This window comes from Haloplanus salinarum (assembly GCF_009762275.1).
In the GTDB taxonomy this organism is placed as follows: domain Archaea; phylum Halobacteriota; class Halobacteria; order Halobacteriales; family Haloferacaceae; genus Haloplanus; species Haloplanus salinarum.
Window position 1 is genome coordinate 3,183,024 of record NZ_CP034345.1, and the last position, 15,828, is coordinate 3,198,851.

General features: G+C 63.9%; 13 protein-coding genes. 9 read left to right on the forward strand and 4 right to left on the reverse strand.

The features are described from left to right. Positions 1 to 46: 46 nt before the first annotated feature. The gene (locus tag EI982_RS17635) at positions 47 to 1,159 is read right to left on the reverse strand and encodes a hypothetical protein (RefSeq protein ID WP_157690936.1); all 1,113 of its coding nucleotides are present in this window, start codon (positions 1,157 to 1,159) and stop codon (positions 47 to 49) included. A 216-nt stretch (positions 1,160 to 1,375) separates the two neighbouring features. On the opposite strand from EI982_RS17635, the gene EI982_RS17640 reads away from it, so the two are divergent. Next, on the forward strand, positions 1,376 to 2,890 hold the full coding sequence (locus EI982_RS17640) for an alkaline phosphatase family protein (RefSeq protein WP_233255331.1): 1,515 nt from the start codon (positions 1,376 to 1,378) through the stop codon (positions 2,888 to 2,890). A 3-nt stretch (positions 2,891 to 2,893) separates the two neighbouring features. Here EI982_RS17640 and EI982_RS17645 read toward each other — a convergent pair whose 3' ends face one another. Then, complete coding sequence (locus EI982_RS17645) at positions 2,894 to 3,901, reverse strand: GNAT family N-acetyltransferase (RefSeq protein ID WP_157690937.1); 1,008 nt, start codon at positions 3,899 to 3,901, stop codon at positions 2,894 to 2,896. An 86-nt stretch (positions 3,902 to 3,987) separates the two neighbouring features. On the opposite strand from EI982_RS17645, the gene EI982_RS17650 reads away from it, so the two are divergent. The 5 genes from EI982_RS17650 to EI982_RS17670 all read left to right on the forward strand — a co-directional run bounded on the left by EI982_RS17650 (position 3,988) and on the right by EI982_RS17670 (position 9,475). After that, positions 3,988 to 5,109 (forward strand): DegT/DnrJ/EryC1/StrS family aminotransferase, encoded by a 1,122-nt coding sequence (locus tag EI982_RS17650; protein WP_157690938.1) that lies wholly within the window; start codon positions 3,988 to 3,990, stop codon positions 5,107 to 5,109. Next, a complete protein-coding gene (locus tag EI982_RS17655; protein ID WP_157690939.1) occupies positions 5,106 to 6,278 on the forward strand; it encodes a glycosyltransferase in 1,173 nt (390 codons plus the stop codon). The genes EI982_RS17650 and EI982_RS17655 overlap by 4 nt, the downstream gene beginning before the upstream one ends. 65 nt (positions 6,279 to 6,343) lie before the next feature. Then, a complete protein-coding gene (locus tag EI982_RS17660; RefSeq protein ID WP_157690940.1) occupies positions 6,344 to 7,414 on the forward strand; it encodes a glucose-1-phosphate thymidylyltransferase in 1,071 nt (356 codons plus the stop codon). Between the two features lie 206 nt (positions 7,415 to 7,620). After that, on the forward strand, positions 7,621 to 8,550 hold the full coding sequence (locus EI982_RS17665) for an NAD-dependent epimerase/dehydratase family protein (RefSeq protein ID WP_157690941.1): 930 nt from the start codon (positions 7,621 to 7,623) through the stop codon (positions 8,548 to 8,550). A gap of 37 nt (positions 8,551 to 8,587) precedes the next feature. Further along, the gene (locus tag EI982_RS17670) at positions 8,588 to 9,475 is read left to right on the forward strand and encodes a glycosyltransferase family 2 protein (protein WP_157690942.1); all 888 of its coding nucleotides are present in this window, start codon (positions 8,588 to 8,590) and stop codon (positions 9,473 to 9,475) included. Between the two features lie 261 nt (positions 9,476 to 9,736). Here EI982_RS17670 and aglG read toward each other — a convergent pair whose 3' ends face one another. After that, entirely contained in the window at positions 9,737 to 10,684 is a 948-nt protein-coding gene (gene aglG, locus EI982_RS17675; protein ID WP_157690943.1) for a glucosyl-dolichyl phosphate glucuronosyltransferase, read from the reverse strand. 130 nt (positions 10,685 to 10,814) lie between these two features. Here aglG and EI982_RS17680 point away from each other — a divergent pair, with 130 nt between their 5' ends. Beyond that, on the forward strand, positions 10,815 to 14,012 hold the full coding sequence (locus EI982_RS17680; RefSeq protein WP_157690944.1) for an oligosaccharyl transferase, archaeosortase A system-associated: 3,198 nt from the start codon (positions 10,815 to 10,817) through the stop codon (positions 14,010 to 14,012). Positions 14,013 to 14,018: 6 nt separating this feature from the next. Beyond that, the gene (locus EI982_RS17685) at positions 14,019 to 14,963 is read left to right on the forward strand and encodes a DUF368 domain-containing protein (protein WP_233255259.1); all 945 of its coding nucleotides are present in this window, start codon (positions 14,019 to 14,021) and stop codon (positions 14,961 to 14,963) included. Here EI982_RS17685 and EI982_RS17690 read toward each other — a convergent pair. Next, positions 14,960 to 15,517 carry a class I SAM-dependent methyltransferase gene (locus EI982_RS17690; protein WP_157690945.1) on the reverse strand — a complete coding sequence of 186 codons (558 nt, stop codon included), beginning with the start codon at positions 15,515 to 15,517 and terminating at the stop codon, positions 14,960 to 14,962. The genes EI982_RS17685 and EI982_RS17690 overlap by 4 nt on opposite strands. A 77-nt stretch (positions 15,518 to 15,594) precedes the next feature. Here EI982_RS17690 and EI982_RS17695 point away from each other — a divergent pair, with 77 nt between their 5' ends. After that, entirely contained in the window at positions 15,595 to 15,801 is a 207-nt protein-coding gene (locus EI982_RS17695) for an HEWD family protein (RefSeq protein ID WP_157690946.1), read from the forward strand. Positions 15,802 to 15,828: the final 27 nt, after the last annotated feature.

A 15,828-nucleotide genomic window follows, 5' to 3' on the forward strand; every position in this document is an offset into this window, starting at 1 on the left:
ATTCGTGTTAGCCTGACCAATCGGATCGATCCAGTCATACGTCGTACTAAACCAGTTCGATGTTTGGAAAGTTTACAAGTATCCAAACCGACGTTCCGTGTCGGTCGGCAGTATCTTTGTTTAACAACCCCGTTTCTGAATTATAGTGTTGCCTGATTCCTTTTTTCAGCAAGTCGGATGCTTTCTGAAAAGAATCCCGGCATAGAAACAACAGCGCATACGCCAAGTGAATATAAGGAACCATCGAACCCTGTTCGTACGTATCCCATTCGATGGACTCCGAATCCCGTTTTATACCTTGTATAATGGTCTCGATTTTATCATGCGACCAGATAGAGTGTTCGGGAAACTGCCGCCGCAATTCCGCTAATGCGTATGCGTTTACTGGCAAATATCCGATTTCCTTTTTGAGCATATTGTTGGAATAGTTGTGGTACTTCGAGATTATCCAGTTCCAGATCATCTTCCAGTGTCGGGAGCTATCTACCGCTACGCTCGTCGCATCTTGAAGAGATGGATTCACATAATGCCTGATCACCCCCGAGGGATGCAATCCGATATTCGATTTCAGTCTGCGCAAAAATACTCCGATGAGTTCGCTTACCCCATCTCCGGAAGACAGCGTTGCACCGGCCGCGGCAAATATCAGTTGATGATTGAGTGTTCGGTCATACGAGAGCAGCGTTCCGTCTGTTTCGACGCGCTCCCAAAGTCCAAGTCGCTTGCTGAATGGATGTAATGAGAACACCTCCCGTGATTTTTCGATCAATTCGGGTCGGTTCAATTTCATGCCAGCATATGCAAGTGCACGGATGGGTGCGGCTTGTCCGATCACCCCATTACATTTGTCTTTGCCTTGGACCGTCCGAGCGTAGTATGTGTATTGGTTGGGCCGGAATTCGGTATCGAGGAGGAACTCAATCGCCTTATCAGCTGCCACAGCGAACGCCTCGTTGCTCGAGATCTCATGCGCCTTTATCAACGTCAATAACCAGTGTGCGGTTGCCCGGACAGGAGTAAGACGTTCAGCAAGTGCTCCATTCTGTCCGCTGGGGAATGCCCCATCCGAGCGCTGTAGATCGACCCCCCTCGTTGCGCTCTCTTCAATTAAGGCATGGACAGTAGTCGGAATATCATCATTTCCGACGCTTTCGGTCATTGGCCCGGCCTTCGCTCTTGACGGATATCAATTCCTTGGAAGATACGATCGGTAGAGGATCGGCAGAACCATTCGGTACGACCGGTAGCCGCTCGGCCCTATCGGACGGTTCACGCGACGAAAGAAAGTTTTTATACGGTCTTTGGATATGACTGTAGCAAGACTGGTGATACTATTTCGACCATCGTAGTCGGTATCGACGGCGCCACGTTCGATCTGTTCGGCGATTGGCTCGACGACCTCCCGACCATCGCCGGTATCCTCGAACGCGGCACCGGCGCCCGGATGGAGAGCGTGACGCCGCCGGTGACGAGTCCGGCGTGGCGCTGTTACGCGACGGGCAAGCAGCCGAGTTCCATCGGCGTCTACTGGTGGCGGCAGTTCGACCGCGACCGGCAGGAGTTCGTCGGGGTCGACCAGATACCGCTGACGAGCAAGTGTTACTGGGAGTATCTCGACGACCCGGACGAGACGGTGGCCGTCCTCGGCGTCCCGCTCAACGCCCCCCCTCGCGAGGTCAACGGCGTCCTCGTCGCTGGCGGACCGTACGCCGACCCCGAGGAGTACACGTATCCGGCGTCGATACAGGAGACGCTCGAAACCGAGTTCGACTATCAGCTTCACCCCTCGACCGACCCGGCGTCGGCCGATCACCCCGAGCGGCAGGAGATCGTCGACGACCTCGAGAAGATGATCCACCAGCGGTTCGACGTCGCCGAATGGTTGCGCGAGGAACGCTCGCCAGCGCTGCTGAACCTGACGTTCTTCTACGTCAACCACCTTCAGCACATGTCGTGGCGTTCCGACGGCGTGAAGCATCTCTGGCAGGTGATCGACGAGCGTCTGGGCCAGTTGCTCACCGACACGGACGACGTGGTGATCCACTCCGATCACGGACTCCACGAGATTCAGCGCGTGTTCTATCTCAACGCGTGGTTGGTCGAGAACGGCTATCTCTCGACCCACGAGGAATCCACCTCGAAGCGACAGACGGTCGGGCGCGTCATCGATACGGTAAACGATGCCCTCGAACGGGCGGGGGCGAAGTCGCTCGTGGTGCGTTCGCTGCCCGACAGCGTCGTCGACCGCCTCGGGGAGTACGGCAGCGACCGGATCATCGACACCAGCGACTTCGAGCGTCGGATCGACTTCGAGCGGTCGGCGGCGGTCGGCCTCCCCCACGGCGTCGTGTACGTCCTCAACGACGACGAGGCGACGACCGAACGTCTTCGAGAAGAACTCGCCCGTGCTCGCGACCCCGAGACGGGGATGGAGATCGCCAACGATGTCGTCGACGCCGCCGAGGTGTACCCGACGCCACTCCCCGACGATGCCCCGGATCTGTTCGTGCGGTACGCCGACGGCATCGAGGTGAAAGACGTCAACGCGGACGACGAGTCGCGGGTGTTCGGTAGCCGCGCCAAGTTCCGCGCCGACAACCACTTGGAGGGAGTGCTGATGGCCGCGGGACCGTCGATTACGGGCGACGAGGCCGCCCTCGATCGGCCGGGCCTGGTTGACATCGCTCCCACGGCGTTGCACCTGCTCGGGGAACCGATCCCAGAAGACGTCGACGGCGACGTGCTGACCGACCTGTTCGCGTCGGGGAGCGATCCGTGCGAGCGGCCGGTCGAGTCGCAGTCGCCAGGCCGGTTCGAGGCTACAGCCGCCGACGTGGCCGACCACGAGGAGACCAAAGAGCGGTTGCAGGACCTGGGCTACCTCGAGTGAGCGTCACTCTACGACGCTCGTCAGAGTTTGGATGGAATCGCGAAGCCGTTGAGCAGCGGTGAACGTCGCGTCGTGGTACGACCAGCGACGGATCGGTCGTTTTTCGGGTCCAAACTCGCTTTTGAACTTCACGACGCCCTCGATCCCGCCGCTGGGATTGAAGTCGTAATACTCCGTCCCCCGTTCGACCGCGTCTTCGATGATGTCGGCATGGATGCGATCGTTGATATACTTCGAAAAGTAGTCGGCGTAGGCGGCGGCATGCCAGTTCACCGCGTGGCCGTTCCAGTAAAACACTAACGCGCCGGAGGCAATTTCGCCATCCACCTCCGTGACCCACAGTTTGATCGACTCCGGTCGTTCGGTCGCGAGCTCGTGGATGCGCTCGAAGAACTCCCACGAGTAGGTTTTCGAGACGTCGTCCCACCGTTCTATCGACGCCTGGTACGCGCCGTAGTACGTTCGGTAGTCGTCGAGTGTCGTCGCCCCGCGCACCGAAACGCCAGCTTCCTTGGATTTCCGGACACCGTATCGTCTATCTTTCGAGAAGTCGTCGTACAACTCGTCGAACGGTCGGTCGAGCGGGAGGATCTGTGTGAAGTCCTCCTCGGTCGAGACGGTCCCTCCGTTGAGGGCGTCGAGTCCGGGTTCCTCCGGGGCGAGTGGCGACTCTACGACCTTACACTCCGCCGTCCGCCAGCCGCACACACGATCGTAGAATTCGGTGACCTCCTCGGTGAGCGGACCGTCGGCGATCAGCCCGCCGTAACAGCCGGCGTAGCTTGACCGGAGCCGTCGGAACACCCGGTTACCTCCGGGAGAGAGGCGGACCATCGGTAGCACGACCGTCGTTCCGTTGGAGAGTTCAGCAGCCACGGGATCAGCCCCCGAGACGTCCTCCGCAGCGGTGGCGATATCCGCCCAGAGCGGCGTGTGGAAGAAAGTCGCATACGAACACGCGTTCGCGACATCCCACCACCGGTCGTCGCTCACGTCGTGGATGAATCGCATTGCGACTGCCTTTTCGACACCGATAGTTAGTGTTTGTTATCGTCCGGAACAAAAAGCTCATTCCGACGTGGGCGAAGGGGTAGTGTATGGCTGACCGGATTCCACTGTACGAGGTCACGAACGTCATCGGGACGGAGGTGCTCGACGACGTTCGAGATGTTATCGAATCGGGATGGCTCACCCTCGGTGAGAAGACCGAGCGGTTCGAGCGGGGCTTCTCCGACGCACACGATACCGCCCACGGAATCGCAGTAAACTCCTGTACGTCGGCACTATACGCCGCGCTGCGAGCACTCGGGATCGGAGCAAACGACACCGTCGTCGTTCCGGCGATGACGTTCTCCGCGACGGCCAACGTGGTGCGTCTGCTCGATGCCGACGTCGTTCTCGCGGACGTGGACGACAACGGCAACCTAGATCCTGACAGTCTCTCTCGTGTTCTCACGACCCACGACGTTGACGCGGTCATGCCCGTTCATCTCTACGGACTTCCCTGTGACATGGAGCCGATTCTCGATCTCGCCGACGAACACGACGCTGCGGTGGTCGAGGACTGTGCCCACGCTCCGGGAGCGACGCTCGATGGTCGCCCGGTCGGGTCGTTCGGTGATGCCGGCTGTTTCAGCTTCTACGCGACGAAGAACATGACGACTGGCGAGGGCGGGATGGTCACCACGAACGACGATACCGTCGCCGAGAAAGTACGAAAGCTCCGGAATCACCACCAGACGAAGTCCCCCGACGAAAAAGTGGACGCTTGGGGATACGACGTTGACGGACTCGGGTTCAACTTTCGTATGAGCGAGATCACGGCCGCTCTCGGCGTGAACCAGCTCGAGAAGCTCCCGGACATGAACGAGAGCCGACGAGCCGTCGCTCGACGGTACCGCGACGCAGTCGCGGACATCGACGGCCTGCGCTGGGTCGGCACCGACACCGACGACAAGACGCACGTCTTTCACCTGTTCGTCGTCGAGGTGGAAGATTCGTATCCGTACACGCGCAACGAACTCTACGACCGTCTCTCCGAACAGGACATCCTCACCGGCGTCCACTATCCGTCGATTTCCAAACTCACGTACTATCGGGACGTCGACGGCGAGTACGAACATGCGGAGGCCCTCTCGGATCGCATCCTCTCGTTGCCGATGTTCCCCGAGATGGAGACGGCAACCCAGCAGCGGGTCGTCGAGGCCCTCCAGGTATGACCGGATCGGCACCGCCGACGGTCGGCCATTTCCGCACTCGCTATCTCCCGCTCACCGAGACGTTCATTTATCAGTACCTCACGAACTACTCCCGATACGATCCGTTCATGTGTAGCCTCACCGAAGAGAACGTCGACAAGTTCCCGTTTCAGCCGCGGGAGACGCTCTCCACGCAGCCAGTTTGGCAACCGAAACGATGGTGGTATGAGGCCGTTCATCGAACCAAACTGGACGCACCGTTCTACGGGGAGATCATCGATCGCCGAGACCCGGAGCTCATTCATGCACATTTCGGGCCGACGGGGGCAGCGCTGTCGAAATATCGCACTCCCGACCGGCCGCTGGTGACGACGTTCTACGGCTACGACACGTCGGAGGTCGTCACCCGCGGCGGGACGGCGAAACAGCGACTCAAGCGCCAGTACTACCTCCGACTCTATCGACGCCTGTTCGACGCCGGCGATCTCTTTTTGGTTGAGGGACCAGCGATGAAGGAGAAACTGGTCCGTCTCGGCTGTCCCGAGGGCAAGGTGGCGCTCCAACGCATCGCCATCGACACCGACCGCATCGAGCCCTCGTATCCGAGCGGCGAGCCACCGCTCACCGTTCTGATGGTCGGGCGGTTCGTCGAAAAGAAGGGGATGCCGGACGGAATTCGGGCGTTCGCGTCGACGTTCCGCGACACCGACACCGAACTCAGAATCATCGGCGACGAAGGGGTGAAAGGCTACTCCGAGACCGACCTCCGAACGATAGCCGAAAACCGGGATGTCCTCGACCAGGTGACGTTCACCGGGTTCCTCGACTACGAGGCGTATCTGGACGAGGTGCATTCGTGTGATCTACTGCTGGCACCGAGCAAGGTCGGATCGCGGGGCGATTCCGAGGGGGGCGCACCGACGGTGTTGCTCGAGGCGCAGGCCGCGGGCAAACCCGTCGTTTCGACGAGTCACGCCGACATTCCCTACGTCGTCGCGGACGAAGAGACGGGGCTCCTCTCGCGACCCGGCGACGTGAAGGGACTCGCCGACGCCCTCACCCGATTCCGTGACGACCCCGACCTGTTCGGTGAATTCGGTCGTCGGGGACGCTCCCGCATGGAGCGACGCCACGATATCGACCGCCTTGCTCCGGCGCTGGAGGCGAAGTACGACCGGATCCGTGGCTGAGGGAAGGTTTCGGTCTGACGAATCACAACAGTATTGATTCGGGAGGATGTGGTACCGACAACACCGTGAAGGGACTCATATTGGCCGGTGGAACGGGTTCCCGTCTCCGCCCGATAACGCATACCGGACCGAAACAGCTGCTACCGGTGGCGAACAGACCGGTTATCGAGTACGCGATAGAGGACTTGCGTTCGGCTGGTATCACCGAGATCGGCGTCGTCTTGGGACAGCATGGTGCCGACGCGATTCAGGAGTCACTCGGCGACGGCCACGACTTCGGCGTCGACATCACGTACATCCTCCAAGGGGCCCCGCTCGGCCTGGCTCACGCCGTCGGGTGCGCTCGTGATTTCGTCGGCGACGACACGTTCGTCGTCTATCTGGGCGACGATCTTCTCGGCGACGATATCGACGACCTCGTCGCCGAATTCGATCCCAGAACGCACGAGGCCAGCATCGCGGTCCAGACGGTCGACGACCCGTCCCGGTACGGCATCGTCGACCACGACGACCGAGGCGACGTCGCCCGGCTCGTCGAGAAGCCCGACGATCCGCCGAGTCGCTCCGCCATCATCGGCGTCTACGTGTTCACCCCACAGATCTTCGAGTGTATCGAGGGTCTCGAGTCGTCGTGGCGGGGCGAGTTCGAACTCACGGATGCCATTCAGCGACTGCTCAATGATGGGTATCGTGTGCAGGCACACACCATCTCCGGGTGGTGGAAAGACACCGGCACCCCCGAGGACATCGTCGGCGCCAACCGACTCGTCCTCGACGACATCGCGAACGATGTTCGAGGAGATATCGCCGACGATGCGACGATCGAAGGCCGCCTTCAGGTCGGCGAGGGGACTGTCATCGAGGCGGGCAGCACCGTGCGCGGCCCCGTATCGCTCGGAAACGACGTCCACGTGCGGGAAGGGGCGTACGTGGGTCCGTATACGAGCGTTGGTGACGGATGTACCATCGAGAACGTCCATCTCGAATCGAGCGTCATGATGGCCGACGCGACGGTAACGACTTCGGCGACCATCGTCGATAGCCTCCTCGGCCCCGACGTCTCTATCACCGCTCGCGAGACCGAACCGAACGGCAATCGACTCGTCGTCGGCCGGGATTCGACGCTCGAACTGTAACAATGACACTCAGAATCATCACCCATCGGTGTGACCGGTGCGGGACTATCGTCGGCGGCAACGTACTCGAACGCAATCGGACGCTGAAATGTCCGGGGCTGAACTGTTCTCGAGTTCACGAGTTTCGGGAACTTCCCGCCGACGATCGGGAGTACCTCACGTCCCAGACCGAAACCTATTCAATCGAATAAGACACCCGTCGATACATGACTACGCTGGTTACGGGCGGCCTCGGCTATCTCGGTTCCCGCCTCATTCGTGAACTCCCTCACCATCCGTCGTTCAGCGGCGAGCAAATCCGGATTCTGGACAACTACCGCCAGCCGCGGTTCCACGCGCTCTGGGACCTCCCCGTTGTCGCGGACTACGAGTTCATCGAGGGAGATATCCGCGACGAGGAAACCGTCTTAGAGGCCCTAGATGGCGTCGATACCGTCTTCCATCTCGCGGCGGTCACGAACGCCTCCGAAACGTTCGACATTCCGGAGAAGACGTGGGAGGTGAACTACGACGCCGCGATGCAACTGTACGACGCCGCACAGGAAGCGGGTGTCGAGGAGTTCGTCAACGTCTCCACGTGTTCGGTTTACGGGACGACCGACGAGGAAATAACCGAGGAGTTCGACTGTGACCCGGAGTCACCTTACGGGGAGGCGAAGCTGGAAGCGGAACAGGAGATGCTCGAAGAGTACGACGGGGAGATGGGTCTGACGGCCCTGCGCCTCGGTACCGTCTACGGCTGGACCACGGGGATGCGCTTCGACACCGTCGTCGACAAGTTCGCCATGTTGGCGGCGATGGATCGACCGCTCACCGTGTACCGCGGCGCCGAGAACCAGAAGCGCCCGTACCTCCACGTACAGGACGCCGTTCGCTCCATGCTGTTCGCGGCGAGCGAACTGGGCGACGGCGAAGCGTACAACGTCGTCGGACAGAACGGTCGACTCCAGGACGTCGTCGACGCCATCGTGAACCACTTCCCCGACGTCGAAGTCGGCTATACCGACGCGGAAAACATCAACCAACTCTCCTACATCGTGAGCGACGAGAAGATTTCCGACCGGGGATTCGAAACCGTGTACACGCTGGACCAGGGCGTAGAGGAACTCGCCGACAAGTTCAGGGCCCTGATCTGAACGTTTATCGTGGCGAGTCGGAGAGGAGAAAGGAGAGATGGTGAACGTCGACGTGGTCGTTCCCACGTACAACGACCCAGCGGGAACGAAACGGACGCTTGACTCGCTCTCCGTACGGTCGGTCCGGGGACGATTGGTATTCGTCGACAACGCCTCCACCGACAACACACCCGACGTCGTTCGGTCCTACGAACGTGACCACGATCACGTCGTTCTCCACACGGAACACGACGTCCAGTCCTCCTACGCCGCCCGAAACACCGGTATCCGCCACACCGACGCCGACGTCATCGCCTTCCTCGACGCCGACATGACGGTCTCTGACGACTACTTCGACCGTGCACTCGCCCACCTCCACGAGGACGACCTCGACTACATGGGCTGTCGCGTCGACCTCACCATCCCCGACGACGAACGCACCCGAACCGCCCGCTACAACGCTCACACCGGCTTCCCCGTCGAGCAGTATCTCGCCCGCCACCGCTACGCCCCGACCTGTGCCCTGTTCGTCCGACGCGAGGTGTTCGAGGACGTGGGCCTGTTCGACCCGCGTCTCGTCTCGGGCGGCGACATGGAGTTCGGCAACCGCGTCGACGCCGCGGGCTACGAGATGGGCTACTGCGCCGACGCCGTCGTCAACCACCCGGTGCGCTCGTCGTTTCGCTCCCTCTACGACAAGAACGTCCGGGTCGGGCGGGGTCACTGTCAGCTCCAGCGGTACTACCCCGGGCGGTACGGGGAGCCGCCGATCCCGCCGCGTCACGCGCCGCTCGATACGGACGCTCCCGACCTGCCGCTCGACGACCGCCTCGCCTTCGGCGCGCTCTCGGCGGCGATGACGGCGGCACGGGCGAGCGGCTACGCGCGTGAACTAGCGTCGCCGTCCGAGACGGGCGCGGACGTGGACGGGCCGCCGTCGCTGTAGCGAACGGTACGGCTTTGTCGGATCGGATCGTACTTTTCGCATGAACGACCTCGCGGACTTCTGGGGCGTGTGGAGCGAGGAGACGGCGACGAAGACACGCGAAGCCGTCGGAGTGGTTCGTGATCGAAACACCGCGCGCCTCGAACGAATCGTCGACTGATACTGCCGGCTGTACGTCGACCGAGACGACGCATCGTGAAGCGGGTGCGAAAGTTCGAACGCGGATCGGTTCGTCGAGTATATGGCTGATAACGGTACGACCTACTCCTCGACCGTCTCCACCTTCTCCAACAACCCCGGCGTCAGCAGCGCGTACAGATACCCCAGCCCCACGGCCCCGGTGAACACAACGATAGCCAAAATTTGCAACACGGCGGCGACGGACGGCTTCGTCCACAGCCCTTTCACCCGCCGCGGAACCCGATCCAGAAACAGCAGTCGGAGATAGTCGGCTTCGTCCCCGTCTTCGTCGGGGTACAGCAGGTTCATGACCCGCTTCGAATACCCCTGCCAGAACGACCGGAAGACGAGCCACTTGAACTCACCGCGGTAGTCGAACAGTTTGTGCTCCACCACCGCGTCGTCGGTATAAATGACGCCCCGCCCGGTCAACTCCCGAATCCGGATACAGACGGGGGCCTCGTGGGCCTGGATGTGTTTGTCGCCCCGGCGGCCGGTGTGGGTGTCGTAGCCGCCGGCCTCGAGGAAGACGTCCCGGCGAAAGGAGATGTTCGAGCCGTAGCCGTTGCGGATCTCCTCGCCGTCCTCGGCGAAGCCGGGTTCGACGCAGCCGACAAGCCAGTAGAACTCCGCGGGGAAGAAGTCGGGGCGGTCGGTCTGCCAGTCGGGGCGCACGTCGCCGCCGACGGCGACGGCGTCGGTGTTCTCGTACACCGCGACCAGTTCGGCGATCCAGTCCTCGTGGGCGACGGCGTCGTCGTCGAGCATCGCCACGATTTCCCCGGAGGCGAGTTCGGCACCCTTGGTCCGGGAGTAGGAGATGCCGCGGTTCTCATCGTTGCAGTGACAGACGACGGTTTCGCGGTCACAGAAGTGCTCCTGCACCCGGTCGTACACGTCCGGATTCCCGTCGACGACGAGGACGACTTCCAGCGGCTCGTACGTCTGGGCGAGGACGCTCTCGACGGCCTCGCTGAAGGCGTCGTACCGCTCCATCGCGTACGTACAGACGACGACCGACACCTGCATCGCCCGGACGTTCCGCCGAGGTGCGAATAAGCGTTTTCGTTGGCGACGCCCCGTCGTTCGGGCGTGGAAACTCCTTGCGGCCGCCGGGAGATAACAAGGTTTATGCCCATAATCCCAGTCCGTTCGGCCAATGAGCGACGATCAGAGACAGGGGTCCTCGTCGGTCGTAGACCTCTTTTTCGAGTGGTACCACGTCCCCGTGCTCGTCCTCGTCGTGGCGACGATGCTCGCCATCCGCCTCCAGAAGTACAGTACCTTCGTCCGGGACGGACGGGTGTACTTCTCCGGCAACGACGCCTGGTATCACCTCCGCCAGGTCGAGTACACGGTGCGCAACTGGCCGTTCACGATGCCGTACGACCCGTGGACGAACTTCCCGTACGGCACGAACGCCGCGCAGTTCGGGACGCTCTACGACCAGATCGTCGCCACGGCGGCGCTGGTCGTCGGCCTCGGGAGTCCGTCGAGTGACCTGATCGCGAAGACACTCCTGGTCGCGCCGGCGGTCTTCGGCGCGCTGATCGCACTCCCCGTCTACGCCGTCGGCAAGCGGATGGCCGGCCGCCTGGCCGGTCTCTTCGGTGCCGTCGTCCTCCTCTTGCTTCCGGGGCAGTTCCTCCAGCGCGGCCTCGTGGGCTTTGCCGACCACAACATCGCGGAGCCGCTCTTCCAGACGATCGCCGTCCTGGCGTTGATGATCGCGGTGACGGTCGCCAGCCGCGAGAAGCCCGTCTGGGAACTGGTCCTCGACCGCGACCTGGAGGCCCTCCGCCAGCCGCTCCTCTGGAGCGCCCTCGCGGGCGTCGCCGTCGCGCTCTACATGTGGGTGTGGCCGCCGGGCGTCCTGCTCGTCGGCGTCTTCGGCGTCTACCTGGTCTATCAGCTCACCAGCGATTACGTCACCGGCGGCTCGCCCGAGCCGGTCGCCTTCGTCGGCGTCGTCTCGATGGTCGTCGCCGCCCTCCTGATGCTCCTCCAGTTCGAGGAGGGATCGTTCAGCCCGACCGACTTCGGCTTCCTCCAGCCGGTCGTCGCGCTCGGCGTCGGCGCCGGCGCCGCGTTCATGGCCGGACTCGCCCGGCAGTTCGACCGGGCCGACCTCGACCGGTCGCTCTACCCGGTCGCGGTCGTCGGGCTGATCGCTGTCGCGGCCGGCGTCGGCGCCGTCGCGCTCCCGTCGCTGTGGGGAACGATCACCTCGAACGCCCTCAGCTTCATCGGCTTCAGCGCCACCGCCGGCCTCCGGACCATCTCCGAGGCACAGCCGTACCTCTCGCCCGACATCCTCGAACAGAACGCGATGGACGCCACCGGCCGGATCATGGCCGACTACGGCTTCGCCCTCTTTACCGGCGTGGCGGCGGTCATCTGGCTGATCGCCAAGCCGCTGGTGCGCGACGGCGAGACCGAACGCGTCGCCTACGCCGCGGGCTCGCTCGCGCTGATCGGCCTCATCTTCCTCGTCCCCGGGCCGTTCCGGGCGCTCGGCGACGCCGTCGGCGTCGTCTCCGAACTGATCGGCATCGCGCTGGTGGCGCTGATGCTGTTCGGGGCCGTCCTCCAGTCGAACTACGACGGCGAGAACCTGCTGTTCGTCGTGTGGGCCGCCTTCATGACGTCGGCGGCGTTCACCCAGGTCCGGTTCCACTACTACCTGGCCCCCGTGGTCGCGATCGCCAACGCCTACCTGATCGGGCAGGTCCTCGCGTATCTCGACCTCGACGTCTCGTCGTTCGAGGCGCTCAGCGACCTGCAGGGGTATCAGGTGCTCGCGGTGCTCGCGGCGGCGATGCTGATCGTCACGCCGGTGTTGCTCGTGCCGATGAACGTCCGCAGCACGGGCAACCCCGACTTCGATCGGAGCAGCACCGCCTGGGAGTCGGCCCAGAGTACGGGGCCCGGTGCGATCACCGAGTGGGAGGGGTCGCTCGACTGGATGGAGTCGAACACGCCCGCACCCGGCACCCTCGGCGGTGCGGACAACGAGATGGAGCATTACGGCACGTACTCCCTGACGAGCGACTACGACTACCCGGCCGGCGCCTACGGCGTGCAGTCGTGGTGGGACTACGGCCACTGGATCACCGTCCGCGGCGAGCGGATTCCGAACGCCAACCCGTTCCAGCAGGGCGCTACTGACGCCGCGAACTTCCTGCTCGCCCCGAACGAGACGGCCGCGCAGGACGCCCTCGGCGAACGCGACGAGGAGGCCGCGGGCACCCGGTACGTGATGGTCGACTGGCAGATGGTCAACCCGCAGTCGAAGTTCGGCGCCCCGACCGTCTTCTACGACGCCGAGAACGTCTCCCAGAGCGACTTCTACGGTCCGGTGTACGCCAGCAACCTCCGCGGGCTCTTCTACCTGCGCAACCAGCGGTACTACGACAGCCTGATGGTTCGGCTCTACGCCTACCACGGGAGCGCCATGGAGCCCCAGCCGATCGTCGTCGACTGGGAACAGCGCCGCGCACAGACCCAGAGCGGCGAGACCATCTCCATCCGCGCCGGGCCACAGGGCGAGAACCAGCGGGTCCTCCGCCAGTTCCCCAACATGTCGGCCGCGGAGTCCTACGTCGCCAACGACAGCACGTCACAGATCGGCGGCGTGGGCCACTACCCGACCGAGCGGGTGCCCGCACTGGAACATTACCGGCTGGTGAAGGTGAGCGAGTCGAACGCCACCAGCGCCTCGCAGTACCAGCGGGCCACGCGGGGCACCTTCGCCGTGACGGGCGTGCCGCCGTCGTCGCAGACGGTCTACGAGCCCTCGTGGGTGAAGTCCTTCGAGAAGGTGCCCGGAGCGACGGTCACCAGCGACGGTCTGCCCCCGAACACGTCGGTCCGTGCGACGGTGCCGATGCGGGTGCCGACGACCAACGAGACGTTCACCTACACCCAGGAGACCCGGACGAACGACGACGGCGAACTCCGGATGACGCTCCCCTACGCCACGACGGGCTACGACGAGTACGGCCCCTCGAACGGCTACACGAACGTGAGCGTCAGGGCGACCGGCCCGTACACGATCGAGACGGGCCTGGCCACGCGGAACGGCTCGTTCGTCCAGTACCGCTCCCAGGTCCAGATCGAGGAAGGCCGCGTCAACGGCGACATCGAGGGCGACCGCGAGGTGACCCTGGAGGAGAACAACCCGTTCCAGAACCTCTCGCTCGGCGGCGGTAACGAGTCCGAATCCCTGGACCCAGCCGGCTCGGTCGACGGCTCGACCGACGGGGCCGAGAGTCCGGACGACGGCGGGGGCACCGACGACGCGTCGCCCGCCGCCCAGTCGCGGCTCCACGCACCCACCGCCGACGTTCGGGCCTGACGGGAGATGGACCGTCGCCTCCCCTCGCTGGTCGTCGTCTACCTCAAGGGGATCTGCATGGGCGCGGCCGACGCCGTGCCGGGCGTCTCGGGTGGCACCATCGCGCTCATCACGGGCATCTACGAGCGCCTCATCGCCGCCATCACCGCCGTCACGCCGGCGCGCGTACTGTCCGTCCTCGCCGCCCCGGTTCCGGGGCGGCGCGCGGACGCCCGCGCCGCCTTCCGTGCCGTCGACGGTCGCTTTCTCGCCGCGCTCGGCGGCGGCATCGCCACCGCCATCCTCGTGGTGACGCGCGTGCTCCACGTCGCGCTCGACTCCGAACCCGTCCTCACGTTCGGCTTCTTCTTCGGACTGATCGCCGCCTCGGCGGTCGTCCTCGGCACCGAAGTCGCCCTCGACACCCCTGGACGGGTCGCCGCCGCCCTCGCCGGGTTCCTCGTGGCCTTCATCTCGGCTGGGAGCGCCGGTACGGCGCTCCCCTCCACGCCACTGGTGACCGTCGCCGTGGGTGCCGTCGCCATCAGCGCGATGGTGTTGCCCGGCATCTCGGGGTCGCTCATCCTCGTCATCCTGGGGCAGTACGAGTTCCTCGTCGGGCGGTTGACGGCCTTCGTCGACGGCCTCCTCGGCCTACTCGTCGGAGGGAGCGTCGCGGCGGTGATCGCCCCCGGTACGACCGTCGTCGCCTTCGGTATCGGCGCCGTCGTCGGCCTGCTATCCGTAGCCCACGCCGTCCGCTGGGCGCTCGCCACCTACCGCTACGCGACGCTCGCCTTCCTCGTGAGCCTCGTCGTCGGCGGCCTGCGCGCCCCGGTCGTGCAGGCGGGCAAGGCGCTCGCGCCCGGCGGCTGGACGACCGGAGCGCTCCTCGTCTTCGCGCTCGCCGGCGTCGTCGGCGCCGCCCTCGTGGTCGCCCTCGAACGGTACACCGAGGGTATCGTGGTTTAGAGGCGGGCGACACAGACGAACGTCTCGGGCCGCGTCGTCGCGCGTTCGACGGCGAAGCCGGCGTCGGTCTGGAGGGAGACGGCGTCGCCGAGGGCGTAGGTTTCGTCCCGCGGCGGGCCCGCCTCGCCCGCGCCGTTCCGGGCCCAGTCGACGGTGACGAGGTGCCCGCCCGGTCGGAGGACGCGGGCCACCTCCGCCATCGATTCGGGGGCGGCGAACTCGTGGAAGGTCATCGTCGAGACGACGGCGTCGAGTTCGTCGTCGGCGAGGGGCAGGTCGGTGGCGTCAGCCTCGAGTAACTCGACGCTCTCGGGGACCCCTTTCTCGCGGTAGCAGTCGTGCATGGTCGACTGGACGTCGACGGCGTAAGCCCTCCCGACGTGTGGCGCCAGGTCGTCGGTGTAGAAGCCGGTTCCGCTGCCGATGTCGGCGAGCACCATGTCGGAATGCGGGCCGACGAGCGCGTGGAGTTCCTCGCGCGAGCAGTATCGGTACCTAGTCGCGGCGTCTTCGAGGGCGTCGGCCCGGTCGCTGTCGAACGTATGAAAGCCCATGGGGACCATTGGTCGGCACGACGTAAATTCCGTGCGCCGACGGTACCGTTAAATCCCCGTCGACCGCTACTCCCGCCATGGGCGTGACAATCAGGAAACCGACCGCCCGCCAGTGCGAGGACTGCGGCCGGCGGGAGGTCTGGAACGACGCGACGAGCACGTGGCGCATCGACGTCGACGACGACGGCAAGCGGCTCGTCGGCGAGGTGTACTGCATCCACGAGTGGGACATCAACGGCACGTTCGTCCCCATCGAGACGGAGCGGGACCCCGCGGACGCCTGATACGGATTGTTGTACCCGTTTACCGGT